We start from the raw sequence: 15,410 nt of genomic DNA, 5'->3' as shown, positions 1-15,410 counted from the left end.
CCGGCCGTCAGGCGTCCAGAGCCGCGCGAACGGCGGTCAGCAGGCGGTCGGGGTCGACCGGCTTGGCAAGGAAGGTCACCCCCTCTCCCAGGTCGGCCAGCCGGTGCTCCGCCTCGGCGGCATACCCCGAAACAAGTACCACTTTCAGATGAGGGTTGTCCTCCCGCATCGCGCGGACCAGGTCAAGTCCGCCGAGGCCCGGCATGACCATGTCGCTGACCAGCACGTCGATGCCCTCTCCTTCCGAGCGCCAGACGTCCAAGGCTTCCTCGCCGTCGGCGCAGGAGACCACCTCCATCCCATGCTCCTCCAGCACCAGCCGCAGGTAGTCGCGCACGGGCGCCTCGTCCTCGGCCAGCAGCGCGGTGCCCCACAGGTCGACCACCGACACCGCCCCACCCGAGACGGCAGTTTCCGCCGGCGTTTCCACGGCCGGCAGGTAGAGCCGGAAGCGCGCGCCCTGGCCCGGGCGCCCCTCCACCTCGACAGCGCCGCCGGCATGGGTCGCAAGGGCATAGACCATGGCCAGACCGAGTCCCGTGCCCTTGCCCTGGGGCTTGGTGGTGAAAAAGGGCTCGAAAATGCGCGTCGCCGTTTCGGCATCGAGCCCGGTGCCGGTGTCGGTCACCTCGACCACCGCGAACCGCTCCCCGCGCAGCGACGGCAGCCGGTCGCGCAGCCCGCCGTCGCGCGAGGCATCCACCACGTCAATGGCGATGTCCAACCGGCCGTCGCCGCCCCCCGCCTCGGCGATGGCGTCGCGGCCGTTGATCGCCAGGTTGACCACCGCCTGGGTGAACCGGGCGGGGTCGACCTCCACCCGCGCGGCGTCCACCCTGGGCACGATGGACAGGTCCACGGTCTCGCCCAGGACGGGCCGCAGGAAGCTCTTCAGCTCGCGCACCGTATCCACAACGTCGATGACCACGGCCTGCTCGGCACCGCGCTGACGGCTGAAGTCCAGAAGCTGCGCGGTCAGCGCGGCCGCCCGGTCCGACGCCTTGACCACCTCCGCCAGGCACGACTCGACCCGCGCCGTCTCGGCCACCTGGCGCTGGGCCATGCGGGCGAAGCCGCCGATGGCGGTCAGCATGTTGTTGAACTCGTGGGCGATGCCGCCGGCCAGTTGTCCCACCGCATCCAGCTTCTGCGCCTGCTGGAGCGCCAGTTCGGCCGAGCGCCGGTCGGTGATGTCGGCCAGCACCACCAGCGTCGCGTCGCCCCCTTCCTGCGCCAGCGGGTAGCGCCCCACCAGCAGATGCCGCTCCGCCCGGCCGCCGCCGCGCAAGGTCCGCTCCACCATGGCTTCGACGCCGGCCCCCGCGCCCTCTTCCACCGGCGGCGGCGGCTCATCCCCCAGCAGGTCCGCGAGCGACTGGCCGAGCGGCGAGTCGTCGCAAAGAACGGCCCGGGCGGCGGCGTTGGCAAAGCGCACCCTGTCGCCGCGCGTCATGAGGATGCCATAGGGCGCCCGCTCCACCAGATGGCGGTAGCGGGCCTCGCTGTCGCGCAGGGCGGCCAGGGCTCGCTGGCGGTCCAATTCGGCGGCGGCGCGGGCGGCGAAGATGTCCAGCAGCGCCCGCCCGCCGGCACGGGGCTCGATGGGGCTTCCGTGCACGGCGGCCACAAGCCCCATGGGGCGGCCGGAGCCACCGCGGATCACCCGCACGAGCGTGCCGCCGGCTTCCAGGTCCCGCGCCATGGCGCAGTCGGCCAGCCGCGCCGGCATCTCTTCGGGCAGCGGTTCGCCGCCCCCCGCGCCGGTGGCCTGGCGGAACAGACCGCGGAACGCGGTCTCTGCCAGCGGGCGGGGCGCCACTTCCACCGGACGGCCATTGCGCACCGCCGCCACGGGCACCAGCCGATCGGCCTCCAGCGCGGCGATCAGTGCGCCGTCCACGTCGAGGGCGCGCGCCAGGCTGTCGGCGAGGTCGGGAAAGAAGTCCCCCGTCCCGTCGCCGCCGCGGCGGCGCGATATGCCGGTGGCAAGTTCCGTCAGCACCGCCTCGTGCCGGCGATGCTCAGTCACGTCGGTCACCGTGGCCACGCTGCCGCCGGTGGGCATGGGCGTGACGAGAACTTCCAACCGCCGCTCTCCGGCTGTGATCTCGCATGCCTCGGCAGCGGCATCCAGCGGCACCAGGGGTTCCGCCCCCAGGATGTCCGACAAGGCCCGGCCCTGCAGCGCATCGGGATCGGCGGCCGTCAGGCGGGGGAAGACCGTGTTCCAGGTGACGCACCGGCGGGCATCGTCGAAGACGGCGATGCCCTGGGTGATGCTTTCCAGTGTCGTCTGGAGCAGCGCCGTCGATTCGGCAAGGTCCTGCTCGTGGCGCTTCAACTCCGAGATGTCCATGAGCACCTTGACCACGCCGCCCGAGCCCGTAGCGTGCTCGCTGATGCGGTACCACCGGCCGTCGGACAGGCGGACGTCGGCCGGCTCCCGCGAATCCAGGTGGCGCCGGAGGCGGCGCTCCACCCAGGTCTCCAGGGGGCCCTCGTCGTCGGTTCCCCGGGCGCCGCGGCGGGCGGCCTCGCGCAGCAGGGCGTCGAAGGTGATGCCGGGCTCCAGAATGTCCGCCAGCACGGGATAGGCGCGGCGGTAGCGCTCGTTGCAGAGGATCAAACGGCCGTCCTGCCCGAACAGCACGAAGCCTTCCGACACCGACTCCACGGCATCGAGCATGTGGGCCTGAAGGTCGGCGCTCTGCTCCACGCGGGCGCGGGCGGCACCAACCTCGGCGGCGGCAGTGGTCAGCGCCCGTTCCGCCGCCCGGGCGCGGCGCACCAGGGCCCACACCGCCCCGACCGCTGCAACGGCCGGCCCGGCGACCGCCGGCCACGCCAGTCCCGCCACCGCCGACGTGCTGGCGGCGGCGCAGGCGGCGGCCAGAATCAGCGCCGGCGCGAGCAGCCCCCGGGCGCGCAGGTCCAGGCCCGGCACGCCCCTCGGGGCCGCCATGGCATCTGTGTCTCGCATAGGTCGTGGTCCCTCCGTCCGGCACGACGGGCCGGTGCCGACAGGGTGCCGCGCAGGCTCGGCGGGAGCAAGACTTTCGGAGTAGGTGGGGCGCCGGTCGCGCTGGCGTCGCGTGTCAGCGGGGGCCGACGGCCTGCGGCGGAGTACGCGCCAGGTCTTCCAGGATGCGCATCTTCTCAAGGTCGCCCAGCAGCGTTTCGACGGCGCGGTCCAGCGCGTCGGCGATCTCGGCCGCGATGTCCGCGGCCCCGCCGGTGCGCAGCCGTCGGAGGTCGCCCAGGATGGCCTCGTCGTTCTGCCGCAGCGCCTGAACCAGGGCATGAAGTTCGCCGTGGTTCAGGACCGAAGGCTCCTCCTCGCCGCCAAGGGGCACGCGACCGCCGGCGTCGACGCAGGAGCGCGGGCCGGAGCCGAACGTCCGTGCGTCGCCGCACGGCAAGGGGACCGCGCCACCCTCGTCGATCATCGTGATCGGAGCCTCAACGGGCGCGACACCGACGACGGTGCCGAGAGAGTCGCCGAGATCGTGACGGGCGGCGGCGAGATGCTTGAATTGGAGTCTAAGACCGGGGTCGCCCACCACCCGCGCGGCACCGTGGTAACGGTGCGCCGCGTGACGGCAGGATTCGACGAGAGAGATAAAACCGTCGGGGAGCGACGCGGTCATCAGGCGGGGTCCTCGCGGGAATGTCGGGCCAACATCTACAACCATGTCGAACCCGTTGTTGTTCCACGTCGCAAGCAGGCGGCGCGGAGCCGGCTGCCCGGGCGTGAACCATCAGTATACCCGGAAAACCTCCTGAAAGCGCAAGCTGCCCTGTCGGATTATCCGATCGGCTACCGCCGTCCGCGGATCAAGTGGGCGATCAGCGATACGACCAGCAGCGCCAGGAAGATGAAGAACAGGATCTGCGCGATGCCGGCCGAGGCCGAGGCGATCCCGCCGAACCCGAACACCGCCGCGATAATGGCGATGATGAAGAAGATCAGGGCCCAGTAAAGCATGTCGTCCTCCTTCGGACCGGGCTGTTGCCCTTTTTCTTGGTTGATGGAACGTCTGCGGTCCCGGGCCGCCGCGCCCGCTGCACGGCCGGCGACAGGGGCGTGCCCCTCGGGCACGGCCCTGCCGACACCGGCCGTGGCGGCGTCTCAGTCCCGGTCCAGGATCTTGCCGAGCAGCAGGCCGATGCCGAACGCGACCAGGACACTGGTCATGGGGCGTTCCTCTATGGTCGCCTGCGCCTGTTCCAGGCCGGCACGGGCGCGCGCCTGGTATTCCTCGGCGGTCGCCTGCGCCCGGTGCTGGTAGTCGTCCGCGGTGGCCCGGGCGCGCTCGGCGTAGGACCGGCCACGCGCAGTCGAGACGTCCTTCAGGCTTTCCGTCAGGGCCGCGAAGTCCTTGCGCAGGGCGTCCATGTCGGACTTCAGGCGGTCGACATCGGACTCCGCGCGGGCGCGTGCCGTTCCTTCCGTGGCGCCCTGGGCTGCGGCGGGTTGATTGGCCTCGGCCATGAATGTCCTCCTTCATGCGGTGGGTTGCCGGAAACCGGAAAATCCGTCTCGCCTTTCAACGCAGTGGACACCTCATCCGCTGCAACCTCCACCGCACGAGGCATTCGCCACTTCGCCGCTTGACGCGCAGCCGCCCGCCTTCGGACCATGCTCGGCCCACCAACAGGAACAAGAACGGGAGGATCGGCATGGACCTGAGACTGGACGGCAAAGTTGCGCTGGTGACCGGCGCGTCGGGCGGCCTAGGCCGGCATTTCGCCGGCGTCCTGGCGGCGGCGGGCGCGACCGTCGTGCTCGCCGCTCGCCGCACCGAGAAGCTGGCCGAGGCGGTGGAGGAAATCGGGCCCGGTCGCGCCCACGCCGTGCCGCTTGACGTCACCGACCCGACCTCCGTCACCGCCGCCTTCGAAGCCGCGGAGGCGGCCACGGGCGCGGTGGTGGACGTGCTGGTGAACAACGCCGGACTGGCGAAGACGGCACCGGCGCTGGAAACGTCGCCGCAGGACTGGAGGACGGTTCTGGACACCAACCTGACCGGCGCCTTCCACGTCGCGACGGAGGCCGCCGCCCGCATGAAAGCCGCAGGCCGCGCCGGGTCCATCGTCAACATCGCCTCCATCGTCGGGCTGCGGCCGGCGGGCGCGGTGGCGTCCTACGCCGCCAGCAAGGCGGGCCTGATCCACCTGACCAAGGCCCTGGCGCTGGAGCTGGCGCGCGACGACGTGCGGGTGAACGCCCTGGCGCCCGGCTACATCGAGACCGACATCAACGCGGCGTTCTTCGCCACCGACGCGGGGCAGAAGCTCATAAAGCGCATTCCGCAGCGCCGCCTGGGCCGCATGAGCGACCTGGACGCGCCGCTGCTGATGCTGTGCTCGGACGCCAGCGCCTTCATGACGGGCGCCGTCGTGCCGGTGGACGGCGGCCACCTGGTCTCGTCGCTGTAGGGCCCGGCGGGCGCTGCTTCCGCTATTCGCGGCACTCCCGGACGGACACGCATTTGCCGCCGTTCGGCCCGTCCTCGGTGCACTGGACCACCCACACGCAGCCGTCCCCGTCGGGATCGGTGTCGGCGGGGATCCCCGCCGCGGGGCGGGCCGGCGCGGCGGGAGCAACCGGCTCGGACGGCGGCGCGGCGGGAGCGGGCTCCGGCTCGGTCACGGGCGGGGCCAATCGGGCCGGAACCGCCGGTTCCGCGGTCGCGGCCGCCTCGGGCTTGGCGACCGGGCGGGGCGGGGCGGCAGCACCTGCCCCGGGCGCGGCAGCGGGCTCCGCGGCCGCGCCCGGATCGGGGGCGGCCTGCGACTCGGACGCGGCGGCGGGTTTGGGCTCGGGCTGAGGAGCCGGCGACGCCTCGTCGACCACCGGCTCAGCCGCAGGCGCCAAGGGCGCGGCGGCAGCCGGTTCGACCGGCTCGCCCGGTTCGGCCGGTTCCGGCGCCACGCCCTCGGCAGACGGCTGGCGCGGTGCGGGGTCGGCAGCCGAGTCGGCCATGGGCGCCGCCTCTGGCGCGGCGGCAGGTGCCGGCTCGGCCGGCGACGGTGCGGCGACCGCAGCCGGGGCTTCCTCCGCGGGTGCAGCAGCGGGATCGGCGGCCTCGATCACAGGGGCCGGCGCGGTTTCGGCGGACGAGGCCGTGCCCGCCGGATCTGCGGCTTCCGGCGCGGCCGGTTCCGGCGCCGACGGCGCGGTGTCGGCCTGCGGAGGGGGCGCAGCGTCCACGCCCGGCGCATCACCGGCGCGCGGCACCTCAAGCACCGGCGGCTCCAGCGCGGGCGCCACCGCATCCAGCGTCGGCGCAGGCACGGGATCGGGCTCGGCGGGAGCGGCCGGTGCGGCATCGCCAACGGCAGGCGCACGGAAGGCTGCCGGCGGACGCTCCGGCAGTGGAACGGCCGGGGCTGGCGACTCCGTCACCACCGGGGCCTGCGGCGCCGGTGCGGGATCGTCGTTGCCACCCACCGCCGGCATTTCGACGGCGGGTGTTTCGGCAGCAGGCGGCGCCTCGGCGGCGGGCGCCGGATTGGCGGGCACGGCCGGCAGCGGCGCGGGCACGTCGGGACCGCTGGATGGTTCAGGCGTCGGCGCGGGCGCGGTCTGCTCCGGACCAGGCGCGGCGGCCGGGGTCTGCGGAACCGCCCCGCCTCCGGCCGATCCCGCGGTTTCGGGCTCCGGTGCCGGCGCAACCACGCGGGCCACCCAGGCACGACCGTCGGACACGGCCGCCTCCACCCATTGCCGGCCGATGGGATCGCTCAGCAGGGCGGCGGCGGCCACACCCAGCAGCATGGCGGACAGGAAGGTGCCGCCCCACAGCAGGCCGCGGCGCGGCGGCGGCCGCTTGGCGGGCGGCGGCGGCGGCGCCACGGACGTTATCGGGGCACGAGGCGGCGGCGGCGGAGGCGGCGGCACCCGACGCATCCGGGAGGCGGAGGCCGCGCCCAGGGTTTCCGCCCGCGCGCGGCCGCCGCCCACCTCGAACATCGCCTCCGGCACGGGCGGCAGGACAGCCATGCGGGGGCTGCCCTCCTCCACCGGATGCATGCGGCATTCCACGTCGCTGTCGGGATCGATGGTCAGGGCTTCGTACTCGACCTCGCCCCGGAAGATGCCGCCGCGCAGGAAGTTGACGGCGCGCGCCTTGATGGTCCCCGCGACCGTACCCGCCGAAGCGACACGGCCGGCACCGACCCGCGCGTTCAGGCGCCCCTGCGGCCCCACCACAAGGTCGGCCACCGCGACGTCCCCCTTCACCGCCCCCTCGATCTCGAGGGTGCCGGGGGAATGGACGGTCCCGATTACCGTCAGGTCGGGCGCGAAGAAGGATGCCTGCTTGACTGCCATGGCCGCGCTGATTTCCACATGGATTCAGGCGAGTATACCGCTTTCGGCCGTGGATGCCAGGGATCGCGTGCGCAGGCGGCGCCGGCCATCATGGAAAACGCCGCCCGCGGCCGGAGCCGGGGCGGCGTCTTTCTTGAGGCGGAAGACCGCAGTGGCGGCGATCAGGACCCCGAGAAGGTGATTTCCACGCGGCGGTTGCGCATTTCCGTGACGCCGTCGCCGGTCGCCACGGCCGGCTGTTCCTCGCCATACGCCTCGAGCGCCAGGTCGGCGGTGGGGATGCCCTTGTCGTTCAGGTAGTCGGCGACGGCCTCCGCCCGCTTCTGCGACAGCAGCAGGTTCGGCACGGGCTGGCCGACGGTGTCGGTGTGGCCGGCGACGACGATGCGGGCCGGCCTGGCGGCGCGCCAGTCGGCGACGACCTTGTTCAGCGTGGCAAGGGCCTCGCCGTCCAGCACCGCGCGGCCCAGCGGGAAGTAGACGGTGTAGTCGCCGTCCACGGCCGGCGCCTCGACCACGGCCGTCAGAGCCTTCATGGCGGCGTCGAAGCGGGTCTTGCAGGCGGCGATGTGGTCGGGCTGGATGTTCTCTTCCAGCTCCTGCACCCAGCAGTCATAGGCGGTCTGCGCATCGGCTGCGACGGCGGGCATGGCCTGGCGGTCGCCGCCGTCCAGCTCGGCCAGCAGCGCGGCACGGGCGGCCGCGACCTCGTCGACCGCACCGGCCGGCAGGTCACGGTCGGCAACGGCGTCGGGCAGCACGGTCTGGCCGGCGGCGGCGGCGCGGGCCTTGTCCAGGAAAGCGGCGGCGTCGTCCCAGTCGTATTCCGCCCGCTCCTCGGCCGCCAGGTTGACATAGCCCTCGTACAGCGCCGTCTCGAACGCGCCACCCTGCGGCTGCAGGCCGCGCGCCCCCTCGACGTCCCAGTTGCTGGCGCACGCCGTGAGAAGACCGGCGGAAACGCTGACGAGAAGAGCCTTCTTGAACATGGATCGTGGTGTCCTTCGCTGCGTCTTGTCTGCCCGAATGTGTCGCCTGCCCGTTCGCGCCCCCCTGCGGACGTTCGGGGCTCCACGCATCGTTGGTGGGTCGCGGTGCGGGCGGCCGGCAGTGACCACCCGCAAACCGAGACCTTCCGTTGTTAAATGCCCGTCAAAGCAAGGTCAAGCGCGGCTCGTCCGAAAGGTCGTGAAAAATATACGTCGTTCGGATTGCGGCAGCGGATGGCCGCGGCGGCCAGCGGGAAGCCGCCGCCGCGATCCCCGCCCTTGCGCCGCGGACGGTTTCGCGCTTTGTTCCATCAATGCCCATTGTCCGCCGCCGGCACTGCCCACCATGAGCCAGTCCCTCTGCCGCGCCTGCCTGACCGAGATTCCCGCCGCCGTGGACGCATGTCCGGCGTGCGGCAGCACGCGGCTGGCCCGGCACCCCGAGCTGTTCTCGCTGACGTTCGCGCATGTGGACTGCGATGCCTTCTACGCCAGCATTGAAAAGCGCGACCGGCCCGACCTGCGCGACAAGCCGCTGCTCATCGGCGGCGGGCAGCGGGGCGTCGTGGCGACCGCCTGCTATATCGCGCGGCGCTTCGGCCCGCACAGCGCCATGCCCATGTACAAGGCCCTGCGCCTGTGCCCCGACGCCGTGGTGCTGCGCCCCGACATGCCGAAGTACGCGGCCGTCAGCCGGCAGATTCGCGGCATCTTCGAGACCTACACGCCGCTGGTGGAGTTCCTGTCGCTGGACGAGGCCTTCCTGGACCTGTCGGGATGCGAGGACCTGTTCGGGGAATCGGCGGCGGCGATCCTGGCGCGCATCCAGGCCCGTGTGCGCGAGGAGGCGGGCATCGGCATCTCCATCGGGCTCAGCTACAACAAGTTCCTGGCCAAGATGGCCTCGGACCTGGACAAGCCCGAGGGATTCGCCGTGATCGGCCGGAGCGAGGCGCGGGATTTTTTGGCGCCCCGCCCCGTGCGCGACATTCCCGGCGTGGGCGAGGCCTTCGCGCGGCGGCTGTTCCAGGCCGGGTACAAGACCATCGCCGACCTTCAGGCCGTTTCGGAAACGCGCCTGGCGCAACAGTTCGGGGCGTTGGGACGGGCCCTGGCGCAGCGGGCGCGCGGCACGGACCCGCGCCGCGTCACACCCCACCGCGAGGCCAAGAGCATCTCCGCCGAGACTACGTTCGACACCGACATCGCCAGCCTGGCCGATCTGGAACGCCGGCTGTGGCCGCTGTGCGAAAAGGTGGCGGCACGCTGCAAGAAAAGCGGCGCGGCAGGCGAGAGCGTGGTGCTCAAGCTCAAGACCGCGCGGTTCCAGACCCTGACCCGCAGCCGTCGTCTGCCCGATCCCACCCAGATGGCGGAGACGATCTGGCGCCATGCGCGCCCCCTGCTGGCGCGGGAAGCGGACGGACGCGCCTTCCGGCTGATCGGAATCGGCGTGGCCGACCTGTGCGACCCGGCGCGCGCTGACCCGCCCGACCTGTTCGACACCGCTCAAGCGCGCGCGGTGCGGGCTGAACGGGCCATCGACACCGTGCGCGATCGGTTCGGCACGGACGCCATCGGCCGCCGATCCTTCGGCGGAGATGACGCCGAACCGGATGGGTGACTCAATACCCACATGGTGCTACTCTAGCGTGGGGTGGACTAGACCGTCATCCCGCGGCACGGGAAGAAGCCCATGAAAACCGACCTCATCACCCCGGTCGTGCCGCCGTCCCAGGACATCGCACCACCGCGTGTTGCGGACGCTGCGATCCCGCGGGGAGAGGCGACACAGGACCAGACCAGGATCGCTGCAACGCGGCTCGCCAACGGAAGCGGCATGTCCGCCGGTTCCGACCGCTTTGGCGCGCCCGCCGCGCCGGGCCGTGCCGCCCCCGCGCCGGCCGCCGCCGCCGCACCGGCCGGACGGGGCGCCAACGGCGACGGCGGACCGGATGGCATGGCCTCGCAGCGGGTTGCCCTGTCGCGCACGCGCCTGGAAGCGATGATGCTGGAAGCTCAGGCCGCCTCCACCAGCGGCGACGCGCAACGCGCCCGCTCCATCGCCCGCGCCGTGAAGATGGAGGCCGGCGCCATCCGCGACGCGCTGCGCAGCGCCGCCGATGCCGATGCGGCGGTGGCCGATGCCATGGCCGCGGCCGCCGCCGCGCGCGCGGTGCAGGACGCGCAGGAAGCGGCCCGTGCCGCAGCACGCCGGGCGGCCGCCGAAAGCGGCGAGGACCGGCAGGGCCTGGCCCCGTGGAACGGAAACGGCTCCATGCGGGCCACGCTGCTGGCCGAGTCGGCGCCGCTTGGCACGCCCACCACCAACCTGCACCGCAGCGCCTTCGAGGCCCTGCGCCGGGCGCAGGAAATCCTGGACCTGCTGTCGCGAATCGATGCCGGCGACCGCGCATCGGGCACCCACGCCGACGACGGCGGGCACGGGAGCGTCCTGCTCAACCGCATCGAGGCCGAAGACGGCGCCCTGCTGGACGGCTGGAACCTGCTGGCCTGAGCGGCCGCCTGCCGACGCCGGCGCTACCACGACTCCGGCTGCGGAACGGCCGCCGGCGGTTCCGCCCGCGTGCCAGAGAACACACAGAACTGACGGTCCCGGAACCACACGTCGACGTCGCGGAACCCCACCCGCCGCAGCATGTCCAGTTGCGCCTCGGCCGTGGCGCAGCGGTCGTGCAGCATGCGCGTCCGCGCCGCGGCCAGCTCCGCGTCGGGCAGGCCGGCGGCGCGCACCGTGTCCTCCCAATCCAGGGCCATGCGCCCTTCCAGCGCAGGCGTCGCCGCCGCCACCTGATCGGCGTTGACGAAGACACCACCCGGCGCCAGGGCGTCGTGGATGCGGCCGTACAGGGCCTCCTTCTCCGCATCGGTCAGTTGATGGATGGACAGCGCCGAGACGACGGCGTCCCAAGGCCCGCCCGCCCGCAGGTCGAGTGTGCGATAGTCGCCGACGACGCGGGTGACGGCGGGCGAAGCGCCGGCCGCAGGACCATCGGCGGCGGCGAGCGCCGCGAATCGCCGGCCCGCCTGTTCAAGCATGTCCGGGCTGCCGTCGACCAGCGTGACGGCGAGGCCGGGATAGCGCGCCAGCAGCACGGCCGCCAGCAGGCCGGTTCCCGCGCCCAGATCAAGCACCCGACGCCCGCGCCCCGAATCGGGCGCAAGCCGGGGTGACAGGATGGCCGGAACGGCGCTGTAGAAGGCGTCGAAGCAGGGTATCAGAATGCGGCGCTGGGCGTCGTAGGTCGTAGCGGCGCGACCAAAGGCGGTAAGGATGTCCATGCGCGCCCCCAAAAAATGAACTGCGGCCCGGAATTATACATGTTTCCCCCATGCGCGGCGTCCCTTGCCGTGCTATATGATGCGTGGGCGCCGGTTTTTGTCGGGGCCAGGACGAAGATGGGTCTACAGGGGATTTCGGCACGCATGCAGCGTTTGTCGAAGACGGTTCAGCCGGATGCGGCGACGGTGGGGCTTCAGGCCCTGGCGTATATCGCGTCGGACGACACCCTGATAGACCGTTTCCTCGCCCTGACCGGCATGGCTCCGGCGGAGCTAAAGGAAAACGCGCAGGACCCCGCGGTTCTGGGCGCTGTTCTGGACTTCCTTCTGGCCGACGAGTCCCTGGTGATCGCCTTTGCCGACGCCAGTGATCTTTCGCCCGAAGCCCCCATGCGGGCCCGGATGGGCCTGCCGGGATCAACGGCGGAAGACTGGTAGCCGGTTTTTCGCGTCCGTTGCATCCCACCCGCGTGAATTTGATTTGGCCGCGTCGGCAAGGGGACGCGCGCATCTTTGAGTTGGATACGAACACCATGGCGTGGAATCGAGATTCCGGGGGCTTTCCCGGTCACAGTGGGTCGGGCATGGGCCGCCGGTCGCGGTATGACGACGACGAAGTCACGGGTACGCCGACGCAGGCGACCGTCAAGTGGTTCAACGCGTCGAAGGGCTTCGGCTTCGTGAAGACGGAGCAGAGCGGTGAAGACGCCTTCCTGCACGTCTCCGTTCTGGAGCGCGCCGGCCTGTCCGCCCTTCCGGAGAACTCGGTCATCAGCTGCACCGTGCGTCCCGGCAACAAGGGCATGCAGGTCGACTCCGTCATCTCCGTCATCGAGATGGGCCAGCCGAGCGCTGGCGGCGGCTTCGGCGACCGTGACCGTGGCGGCTTCGGCGACCGCGATCGCGGCGGCTTCGGCGACCGCGGCGGCTTCGGTGGCGACCGTGGCGGCTTCGGCGGCGGTCGCGGCGGCTTCGGCGGCGGCCGTCCCAAGCCCGAGATTATCGGCGATGCCGAGGGCACGGTGAAGTTCTTCAACACTGAGAAGGGCTTCGGCTTCGTCACTCCGGACGATGGCAGCCGCGACATCTTCGTGCACATCCGCGCCGTGGAGCGTTCGGGCCTTGCGGGCCTGAACGAGGGCCAGCGCGTGAAGCTGTCCATCAGCCAGGGCCAGAAGGGTCCGCAGGCCGAGCGCATCGAGCTTGCCTGATCCCTTCGCAGCCCGGCGGCGACAGCCGCGCGACGTGCTGAGATGAAGAACGGTCGGTCCTGCGAGGGGCCGGCCGTTTTTTTCGTGATGCATCAGTGGCTGGCGGGGTGCGGGGATAGCCACCAAGACACGAAGGACACCAAGCCGGTGTGCTGACGGCGGGGCTGCGGCTTAAGCGGCTGGCGTCGGTGTTTTTTGAAACACCAAGGCACCAAGGCACCAAGACAGCGCGCGACGGCGCGCCATCATACTTCTGTCGGCCGCATTGCCCGGACTTCGGGAAGTGGTGAAAGTAGTCGAGGGAGCGCGAGGGAGTTCGTGGCTCCCTCGCATAACAATTCCGGCGCAGCCGGAAAGCCTTGGTGTCTTGGTGCCTTGAAGTTTCTCATCCCCACCATCGGCAGACACGGAACCGCCGTCGTCAAAGACAGTGCGCGACGGCGCGCCAACGTCAGCCGGTCGGCCCCGCTGCTCGGACTGCCGGAAATGATGATGAATAAGTAATTGAGGGAGCGCGAGGGAGCCCGTGGCTCCCTCGCATAAACATTCCGGCGCAGCCGGAAAGCCTTGGTGTCTTGGTGTCTTGGTGTTTCACATCCCCACCATCGGCACGTAAGGCACCGTCGTCAGCTGCCCTCGCTCAGGGTCTTCATGTAGGCGATGACGTCGCGGCGGTCTTCTTCCTTCGGCAGCTTGAAGGTCATCTTGGACCGCACGCCGGAATCGCCGGTCACCTCGCGCAGCCAGGCGGTGGTGTCCTCCAGGTAGGCCATCATGGCCTCGTCGTCCCAGCTTTCCACTTTCTCGGCGGCGGCCGTCAGGCCGTCGGAGTAGTTGAAGTCCTCGGACGCCGCCACGCCGCGGTCCATGATGTTCCACAGGTTGGGGCCGACCTTGCGGGCGCCGCCCTTCTCGAAGGTGTGACAGGCGATGCAGCGCTTGGACAGCTTCTCGCCGTTGGCGGCGTCACCGTCCTGGGCATGGGCGCCGGTGGCGGTGACGGCGCCGACGGCCAGCGCGGCGGCCGCGGCGAACAGGGTGCTCTTGCGCATGGTGTCTCCTCCAGATTCTGCGATCACTCAAGGATGACCGTCGCAAACCCTACGCGTGAAGCCCCCCTATGGTTTTGCCTCTTTCGGAGGATCAGTGGCGGCTACACCGCGACTCCAAGGGCGCCGCAGACCAGGACCACCGCCCACGGCGGCACCCTCCACGCGGCCAGCAGCAGCAGCGCCAGCAGCGCCAAGGCGAAGTCCAACGGTCCGCGCACGCCGGCGGTGAAGACGGGGTCGTAGAAGGCAGCCGCCAACAGCCCGACGACGGCGGCGTTCACGCCCGCCAGCACCTGCCGCGCCCACCGGCTGCCGCGCAACCGGGCCCAGAAGGGCAGCGCGCCGAGCACCAGCAGCCAGGCCGGCAGGAAGATGCCCGCCAGCGCCACCAGTCCCCCGACCACACCGGCCGCCGCCGTCCCCAGGTAGGCGGCGAAGGTGAACAGCGGACCCGGCACCGCCTGGGCCGCGCCGTAGCCGGCCATGAACGATTCGGCGCCCACCCATCCCGGCGCCACCACCTCGGCCTGCAACAGCGGCAGCACCACGTGACCGCCGCCGAACACCAGGGCGCCGGAACGGTACATGGCATCGAACAGTTCGGCCAGCGGCCCCTCCGCCACGAGGGGCAGGCCGACCAGCAGGCCGAAGAAGGCCACCAGCGCCGCAACGGCCCACCGGCGGGAAACCGGCACCGGCAGGTGAACGGCGTCCGTCCGCATCTCGGGCTTGACCAGCGCCAGCCCGGCCGCACCGCCGGCGACGATGGCGGCGATCTGCGCCAGCGGCGAGTCCCAGGCAGCCACGAGCGCAGCCGCGGCGACGGCGACCGAGGCCCGGCGGACATCTGGGGTGAGCGTCTTCGCCATGCCCCACAGCGCCAGCGCCACCACGGCGACGGCGGCGGCCTTCAGGCCGGACAGAGCGTCGAGCGTCAGCCCCGCCTCCCCGGCCAGGACCGCCACGCCAAGTGCGGCCAGCACCATCACGACGGCCGACGGCAGGGTGAAGGCCAGCCACGCCGCCAGCGCGCCCGCCAGCCCCGCCCGGAGCAGCCCCAGCGCCAGCCCGACCTGGCTGGAGGCCGGTCCGGGAAGAAACTGGCACAGCGCCACAAGATCGGCGTAGGCTGCATCGTCCAGCCACCGACGCCGGGTCACGAACTCCTCGCGGAAGTAACCCAGATGCGCCACCGGGCCGCCGAAGGCCGTCAACCCCAGCTTGAGGAAGGCGGCGAAAACTTCACCGGCGCGGGCAGGCGCCGGCGGGGGCGGCGCCGGATCGCGGGCGGTGTCGGCGGGGGCGGAAGGCGGCGCGGAAGGGGCGTCCATCAGGGGCTCCGGGGCAAGACTCGGCTCGCCAGTATAGGCGCGCGGATGGGCAGGAGACCTACCCGAAGGGGGAGCTTCCCCGCCCCTCCGCCGGATTTCATGGAACCGTCACGCCCCCTGTGGACAGCCGGAGCCCGCGCCCTGCCTAGCCCTTGGGAAACACGGCGGGAACGGCGCAATATCAGGGA

General features: G+C 71.6%; 14 protein-coding genes. 5 read left to right on the top strand and 9 right to left on the bottom strand.

Going from position 1 to position 15,410, the window contains the following annotated elements:
• Nucleotides 1–7 precede the first annotated feature (7 nt).
• The 4 genes from C882_RS23180 to C882_RS10610 all read right to left on the bottom strand — a co-directional run bounded on the left by C882_RS23180 (nt 8) and on the right by C882_RS10610 (nt 4,492).
• Nucleotides 8–2,980, bottom strand: a complete 2,973-nt coding sequence (locus C882_RS23180; RefSeq protein ID WP_152415287.1) for a PAS-domain containing protein — start codon at nt 2,978–2,980, stop codon at nt 8–10.
• Nucleotides 2,981–3,095: 115 nt separating this feature from the next.
• Nucleotides 3,096–3,647, bottom strand: coding sequence for a hypothetical protein (locus tag C882_RS24640; RefSeq protein WP_152415286.1), 552 nt, complete (start codon nt 3,645–3,647; stop codon nt 3,096–3,098).
• Nucleotides 3,648–3,817: 170 nt separating this feature from the next.
• Entirely contained in the window at nt 3,818–3,985 is a 168-nt protein-coding gene (locus C882_RS23980; RefSeq protein ID WP_009540595.1) for a DUF1328 domain-containing protein, read from the bottom strand.
• Nucleotides 3,986–4,129: 144 nt separating this feature from the next.
• On the bottom strand, nt 4,130–4,492 hold the full coding sequence (locus C882_RS10610; protein ID WP_009540594.1) for a DUF883 family protein: 363 nt from the start codon (nt 4,490–4,492) through the stop codon (nt 4,130–4,132).
• Between the two features lie 188 nt (nt 4,493–4,680).
• On the opposite strand from C882_RS10610, the gene C882_RS10605 reads away from it, so the two are divergent.
• Nucleotides 4,681–5,439 carry an SDR family NAD(P)-dependent oxidoreductase gene (locus tag C882_RS10605; protein WP_009540593.1) on the top strand — a complete coding sequence of 253 codons (759 nt, stop codon included), beginning with the start codon at nt 4,681–4,683 and terminating at the stop codon, nt 5,437–5,439.
• 22 nt (nt 5,440–5,461) lie between these two features.
• Here C882_RS10605 and C882_RS10600 read toward each other — a convergent pair whose 3' ends face one another.
• The gene (locus C882_RS10600; RefSeq protein WP_009540592.1) at nt 5,462–7,336 is read right to left on the bottom strand and encodes a polymer-forming cytoskeletal protein; all 1,875 of its coding nucleotides are present in this window, start codon (nt 7,334–7,336) and stop codon (nt 5,462–5,464) included.
• 161 nt (nt 7,337–7,497) lie between these two features.
• Nucleotides 7,498–8,325 carry an OmpA family protein gene (locus C882_RS10595; protein WP_009540590.1) on the bottom strand — a complete coding sequence of 276 codons (828 nt, stop codon included), beginning with the start codon at nt 8,323–8,325 and terminating at the stop codon, nt 7,498–7,500.
• Nucleotides 8,326–8,671: 346 nt separating this feature from the next.
• Between C882_RS10595 and C882_RS10590 the strand changes: the two genes are divergently transcribed.
• On the top strand, nt 8,672–9,949 hold the full coding sequence (locus C882_RS10590; RefSeq protein WP_009540589.1) for a DNA polymerase IV: 1,278 nt from the start codon (nt 8,672–8,674) through the stop codon (nt 9,947–9,949).
• A gap of 72 nt (nt 9,950–10,021) precedes the next feature.
• Complete coding sequence (locus C882_RS10585) at nt 10,022–10,843, top strand: hypothetical protein (protein ID WP_152415285.1); 822 nt, start codon at nt 10,022–10,024, stop codon at nt 10,841–10,843.
• 23 nt (nt 10,844–10,866) lie between these two features.
• On the opposite strand, the gene C882_RS10580 is transcribed toward C882_RS10585, so the two are convergent.
• Nucleotides 10,867–11,628, bottom strand: a complete 762-nt coding sequence (locus C882_RS10580) for a class I SAM-dependent methyltransferase (RefSeq protein ID WP_009540587.1) — start codon at nt 11,626–11,628, stop codon at nt 10,867–10,869.
• A 144-nt stretch (nt 11,629–11,772) separates the two neighbouring features.
• Here C882_RS10580 and C882_RS10575 point away from each other — a divergent pair, with 144 nt between their 5' ends.
• Together C882_RS10575 and C882_RS25740 are read left to right on the top strand one after the other, a co-directional pair.
• Nucleotides 11,773–12,066, top strand: a complete 294-nt coding sequence (locus tag C882_RS10575) for a DUF3572 domain-containing protein (protein ID WP_009540586.1) — start codon at nt 11,773–11,775, stop codon at nt 12,064–12,066.
• A 95-nt stretch (nt 12,067–12,161) separates the two neighbouring features.
• The gene (locus tag C882_RS25740; protein ID WP_322090747.1) at nt 12,162–12,839 is read left to right on the top strand and encodes a cold-shock protein; all 678 of its coding nucleotides are present in this window, start codon (nt 12,162–12,164) and stop codon (nt 12,837–12,839) included.
• 626 nt (nt 12,840–13,465) lie between these two features.
• Here the strand turns inward: C882_RS25740 and C882_RS10565 are convergent.
• Together C882_RS10565 and chrA are read right to left on the bottom strand one after the other, a co-directional pair.
• On the bottom strand, nt 13,466–13,891 hold the full coding sequence (locus tag C882_RS10565; protein ID WP_009540584.1) for a c-type cytochrome: 426 nt from the start codon (nt 13,889–13,891) through the stop codon (nt 13,466–13,468).
• 101 nt (nt 13,892–13,992) lie between these two features.
• Entirely contained in the window at nt 13,993–15,222 is a 1,230-nt protein-coding gene (gene chrA / locus C882_RS10560; protein WP_009540583.1) for a chromate efflux transporter, read from the bottom strand.
• Nucleotides 15,223–15,410: the final 188 nt, after the last annotated feature.

Origin of the sequence: Caenispirillum salinarum AK4 (genome assembly GCF_000315795.1) — a bacterium.
In the GTDB taxonomy this organism is placed as follows: domain Bacteria; phylum Pseudomonadota; class Alphaproteobacteria; order Rhodospirillales; family Rhodospirillaceae; genus Caenispirillum; species Caenispirillum salinarum.
This window is presented reverse-complemented; position numbering and strand designations above follow the sequence as displayed.

Excerpts from the sequence above, each read along its gene's own strand:
- C882_RS23180 (WP_152415287.1), bottom strand. The coding sequence starts at position 2,980 with ATGCGAGACACAGATGCCATGGCGGCCCCGAGGGGCGTGCCGGGCCTG.
- C882_RS24640 (WP_152415286.1), bottom strand. The coding sequence starts at position 3,647 with ATGACCGCGTCGCTCCCCGACGGTTTTATCTCTCTCGTCGAATCCTGC.
- C882_RS23980 (WP_009540595.1), bottom strand. The coding sequence starts at position 3,985 with ATGCTTTACTGGGCCCTGATCTTCTTCATCATCGCCATTATCGCGGCG.
- C882_RS10610 (WP_009540594.1), bottom strand. The coding sequence starts at position 4,492 with ATGGCCGAGGCCAATCAACCCGCCGCAGCCCAGGGCGCCACGGAAGGA.
- C882_RS10605 (WP_009540593.1), top strand. The coding sequence starts at position 4,681 with ATGGACCTGAGACTGGACGGCAAAGTTGCGCTGGTGACCGGCGCGTCG.
- C882_RS10600 (WP_009540592.1), bottom strand. The coding sequence starts at position 7,336 with ATGGCAGTCAAGCAGGCATCCTTCTTCGCGCCCGACCTGACGGTAATC.
- C882_RS10595 (WP_009540590.1), bottom strand. The coding sequence starts at position 8,325 with ATGTTCAAGAAGGCTCTTCTCGTCAGCGTTTCCGCCGGTCTTCTCACG.
- C882_RS10590 (WP_009540589.1), top strand. The coding sequence starts at position 8,672 with ATGAGCCAGTCCCTCTGCCGCGCCTGCCTGACCGAGATTCCCGCCGCC.
- C882_RS10585 (WP_152415285.1), top strand. The coding sequence starts at position 10,022 with ATGAAAACCGACCTCATCACCCCGGTCGTGCCGCCGTCCCAGGACATC.
- C882_RS10580 (WP_009540587.1), bottom strand. The coding sequence starts at position 11,628 with ATGGACATCCTTACCGCCTTTGGTCGCGCCGCTACGACCTACGACGCC.
- C882_RS10575 (WP_009540586.1), top strand. The coding sequence starts at position 11,773 with ATGCAGCGTTTGTCGAAGACGGTTCAGCCGGATGCGGCGACGGTGGGG.
- C882_RS25740 (WP_322090747.1), top strand. The coding sequence starts at position 12,162 with ATGGCGTGGAATCGAGATTCCGGGGGCTTTCCCGGTCACAGTGGGTCG.
- C882_RS10565 (WP_009540584.1), bottom strand. The coding sequence starts at position 13,891 with ATGCGCAAGAGCACCCTGTTCGCCGCGGCCGCCGCGCTGGCCGTCGGC.
- chrA (WP_009540583.1), bottom strand. The coding sequence starts at position 15,222 with ATGGACGCCCCTTCCGCGCCGCCTTCCGCCCCCGCCGACACCGCCCGC.